We start from the raw sequence: 4,104 nt of genomic DNA on the forward strand, positions 1-4,104 counted from the left end.
ACCACCTGAGCGGGGCGGCCCCGGTCCCGGCCCGGAGCGCCGGACCGCCGCGCGGGCCGCGGGCCGAGCCGGGGCGGGCGCTCCTCCGCGCACTGCGTCAGGAGTCCCTGCTCACTGCGTCAGGTGTTCCTGCGGCACTGCGTCAGGCGTACCTGTGGCACGGCGGCACTGCGTCACGCGTCCCTGCGGTACTACGCCAGACGTCCCTGCGGCACTGCGTCAGGCGTCCCGGCGGCGGTAGTACGTCAGGAACATGTCGACGCCCGTGGTGATGAGGCCGTCGGTGAGCTCCGGGTCGAGGCGCCCGCCGTACCCGTGGTGGACGATGTGCGGGTAGAGCACCAGCGCGTAGAACTGGGTGATCGCCAGTTCCATGTCCGGGATGTCCAGGTCGTCGCGGGCGGCGAGCGCCTCGGCCAGGGGCTCGCTGAACCGGTCGGGGCCCTGCTCCCGCCAGGCGCGGCCGAGCTCGGGGAACCGCCGCGCCTCGGCGGTGATGAGCGCGCGCAGCGCGAGCACCTCGGGGCGGACCAGGCCCGCGACCCAGTCGCGCGCGGTCGCGGTCAGCACCCCGGCCAGGTCGTCGTCCGCGCGGAGCCGCTCCCGCATGGCCCGCATGGTGCGGCCGAGGGCCTGGCCGAGGGCCTGGTTCACCACCTCGACGAACAGCTCCTCCTTGCCGGCGAAGTGGTTGTAGACGGTCACCTTCGACACGCCCGCTGCGGCGGCGATGGCGTCCATCCCGGTGCCGAACCCCTGCTCGAGGAAGAGCTCGTGGGCCGCCCGCACGATGGCCGCCCGCTTGCGCGCCGCGCGTTCCCCGGACGGCGGGGTGCGCCTGGTCGTCGTGGTCATCCCCGCATCCTACGTGAACTGAACGGTTGAGTTCACTTGAACTGATCTGTACAGTTCAGTTCAGTTTGCCCCGGCCGCCCGGCCGGGAGCGCCTTGGCCTGCGCCAACGTCCACGAAGGAACGCCCATGCGCGAGCGCACGATCCTGGGGATCTCCGGAAGCCTCAGAGCCGACTCCTACAACACCGCCCTGCTCCGGGCCGCCCGGAAGTCCACGCCGCCCGGCGTCCGGGTGGAGGTCTACGACGGGCTCCGCGACCTCCCGCCCTACGACATGGACCTGGACGTCCCGGACCGTCGTCCCGCCGCCGCGCAGGACCTCCGCGACCGCGTCAACGCCGCCGACGGCCTGCTGATCGCGACGCCCGAGTTCAACTACTCCGTGCCCGGCGTGCTCAAGAACGCCATCGACTGGGCCAGCACCGACTGGACCGGCGGGGAGGGCGCGCCCCTGCTGCGCAAGCCCGTCGCCATCGCGGGCGCGGCCCCGACCCAGTTCGGGTCCGTCCGCGCCCAGCTCGCGCTGCGCCAGGTGTTCCTGTGGACGCACTCGGACGTCGTCGTGAAGCCCGAGCTCATCGTCTTCCGCGCGCACGAGCGCTTCGACGAGGGCGGGAACCTCACCGACGAGAAGACCGCCGGCGTGCTGCGGGAGCTGCTGGACGCGCTCGCCGCGAAGATGGGCGGGGAGTGACCATGACCGTGCACGGCATGGCCGCACCCGGATTCGAGCGGGTCCGGCAGGTGTTCGAGGACGTCACCGCGCGCGAGGACGGGCTCGGCGCGCAGCTCGCCGTCCGCCACCACGGCCGCCCCGTCCTGGACCTGTGGACCGGCCCGGACGTGACGGGCGACTCGCTGTTCGCGCTGTACTCGTCCGGCAAGGGCGCGGCCCACCTCGTCGTCGCCCTGCTCGTGCAGGACGGGATCCTGGACCTCGACCGGCCCGTCGCCGACCACTGGCCGGAGTTCGCCGCCGAGGACAAGGGCGGCATCACCCTGCGCGACCTCCTCGCCCACCGGGCCGGACTGATCGGCGTGGACGGCGGGTTCGGCACCGCCGAACTGGTCGACGACCGAGCCCTCGCCGCGCGGTTGGCCGGGCAGCGGCCCTACTGGCGGCCGTCCGACGCCTACGGCTACCACGCCTTCACCATCGGCGCGCTGACCGGTGAGGTCGTGCGGCGCGTGACCGGACGCTCGCTCCAGGAGCTGTACGAGGAGCGGATCCGCGCGCCCTACGGCCTCGACTTCTACCTCGGCCTCCCCGAACGGCACGAACCCCGCTACCTGCCCGCGCAACCACTCCTCCCGGACGGGCCCGGCGGGCACGAACCCGAGCCCGTCGCCCCGGACAGCCTGACGGGCATCGCCTTCAACCGGAACGCGTCCCCGCCCACGGACCTGGTCGAGTTCGCCAACACCCGGGCCGTCCGGGCGGCGGGGCCCGCCTCGTCCGGCAGCGTGGGCAACGCGCGCGGCCTCGCCGCCCTCTACGCCGCCGCGACCGGCGGGACCGGCGGACGCCCCGCCCTGCTCGACGCGCCGACGCTGGCCGAGTTCACCAAGCCGCACACGCCCGGCGTGGACGCGGTGACCGGCGAACCCGACCACTTCCTGCTCGGCTTCGAGGCCATGGCGGTCCGCTACCCGTCCCTCGGCCGGGACGCCTTCGGGCACAGCGGCGCGGTCGGCGCGCAGTCCTTCGCCGACCCGTCCAGCGGCATCGCCTACGGCTACACGCGCCGCCGCTTCACGGTCGGCGGCGGGGGCGCCCCGGAGAACGCCGTGCTGGTCGAGGCGGTCATGGCCGCGGTCGCCGCGTCCGAGCCCGTCCGGGCCTGACGGACCGGCGGGGTTACGGGGCCGGACGCCAGTGGGTGGGGACGCCGTGGTGGGGCGTGTCGGCCAGGACGCGCCGTTCGCCGCCCTCCTGCGGCCACAGCCGGAGGGTCAGGACCGGCAGGCTCTGGAAGTCGGCGTCGTCGCCCTGCTCGAGGTGGAGGTGGGCGACGGGCGCGTCCGGCGTCGCGGCGGCGCCCGCCCGCTCCACGGCCGCCGTGACGCGCGCCTGCTCGGCGGGGGAGAGGTACTGCCACATCAGCGAGTGCCACACCACCGTCACCATGCCCCGGCGCGGCGCGAGGTCGGCGAGGAACGTCGCGGCGTCCGCGCGGACGATCGTCGCCGGGACCCGCGCGGCGACCTCCAGCGCGCCGCGCAGCCGCGCCACCCGGTCGAGCCGGTCGGGCCAGACGAACGACATCAGCCGGACGCCGTCCGCGACGGGATCGACGGGCGCGAGGTCGCAGCCGGTCCGCTCGCTGATCACGAGGTCGGCGGTCAGCGGCGGCGGCGATCCGAGCCAGCAGTCGCGCAGCACGACGGGGGAGTCGGCCGGGCCGAAGGCGAGGCCGCCCTCCGACTCGTACCGGTACCGGTCGGCGCGCAGGTTCAGGCCCGCGCTGGCCCCCACCTCCAGCAGCCGGACGGGACGCTCCCCGGTCGCGGCGAGGACCGCCAGCAGGCCGCCGACCAGCGGCGCGGCCCGTCCGACCTCGTTGGTCTGCGGCGCGCCGGACATCCCGGCGCGCACCTCGTCCGGACGGTCGGCCAGCAGCGCCCGGAACGCGGGCCAGGCGGCCAGCGGGTCGGCCGTCCCGCCCGCCGTCGGGTAGTGCGCGGCGAGCTCGGGGGCGCGGCCCTCCAGCACCAGCCGGTGGGTCGCGCCGAGCAGCCGCAGCACCCGGCCCGCCTCCGGGCCGTCCGAAACGACCGCGCCGACCGGTCCCTCCGGTTCCTCGGCGGCCCGCCGCAGCAGTTCGGCGTACATGGGGGAGCCGCCCTTCTCGCAGGTCGCCGCCTGGGCGAGCAGTTCGGCGCGGAGTCGGGCGTGGAATGTCGATGCCATGCCCATGATTCTGCCGTTGACCGAAAAGATCTTGCTTGGGACGATCACGAGCACTCACATCCGCGATCGGGGGGCTCCGCGAGGAGCGACCGAAGGAGGCGCGATGACGCGCACGGACCGGTATGGAGAACGAGGCCGCCCGCCGGCGGACGACGACACGCGTGGCGTGCAGAGTGGGCGAGGCGTGCGGAGCGCACGCGGTGCGCAGAGTGGGCGAGGTTCGCGCGGCGCGCAGAGTGGGCGAGGTTCGCGCGGTGTGCGCGGTGTGCGCGGTGTGCGCGGTGTGCGCGGTGTGCGCGGTGTGCCGCGGGGCGGGCGCGCGGCGGCGGCGCTCGCGGC

Annotated in this window: 4 protein-coding genes; 2 read left to right on the forward strand and 2 right to left on the reverse strand. The window is 75.0% G+C overall.

Translation table 11 applies throughout. From position 1 onward, the window contains the following. Positions 1 to 219: 219 nt before the first annotated feature. Positions 220 to 855 carry a TetR/AcrR family transcriptional regulator gene (locus DZF91_RS27435; RefSeq protein ID WP_117360038.1) on the reverse strand — a complete coding sequence of 212 codons (636 nt, stop codon included), beginning with the start codon at positions 853 to 855 and terminating at the stop codon, positions 220 to 222. 126 nt (positions 856 to 981) lie between these two features. On the opposite strand from DZF91_RS27435, the gene DZF91_RS27440 reads away from it, so the two are divergent. Both DZF91_RS27440 and DZF91_RS27445 read left to right on the forward strand, forming a co-directional pair. After that, a complete protein-coding gene (locus DZF91_RS27440) occupies positions 982 to 1,548 on the forward strand; it encodes an NADPH-dependent FMN reductase (protein WP_117360039.1) in 567 nt (188 codons plus the stop codon). Positions 1,549 to 1,550: 2 nt separating this feature from the next. Next, positions 1,551 to 2,699, forward strand: a complete 1,149-nt coding sequence (locus tag DZF91_RS27445) for a serine hydrolase domain-containing protein (RefSeq protein WP_117360040.1) — start codon at positions 1,551 to 1,553, stop codon at positions 2,697 to 2,699. Positions 2,700 to 2,712: 13 nt separating this feature from the next. Here the strand turns inward: DZF91_RS27445 and DZF91_RS27450 are convergent, their stop codons facing one another. Continuing rightward, positions 2,713 to 3,765 (reverse strand): DUF2332 domain-containing protein, encoded by a 1,053-nt coding sequence (locus tag DZF91_RS27450; protein ID WP_117360041.1) that lies wholly within the window; start codon positions 3,763 to 3,765, stop codon positions 2,713 to 2,715. Positions 3,766 to 4,104 lie beyond the last annotated feature (339 nt).

This window comes from Actinomadura logoneensis, assembly GCF_003428695.1.
In the GTDB taxonomy this organism is placed as follows: Bacteria; Actinomycetota; Actinomycetes; order Streptosporangiales; family Streptosporangiaceae; genus Spirillospora; species Spirillospora logoneensis.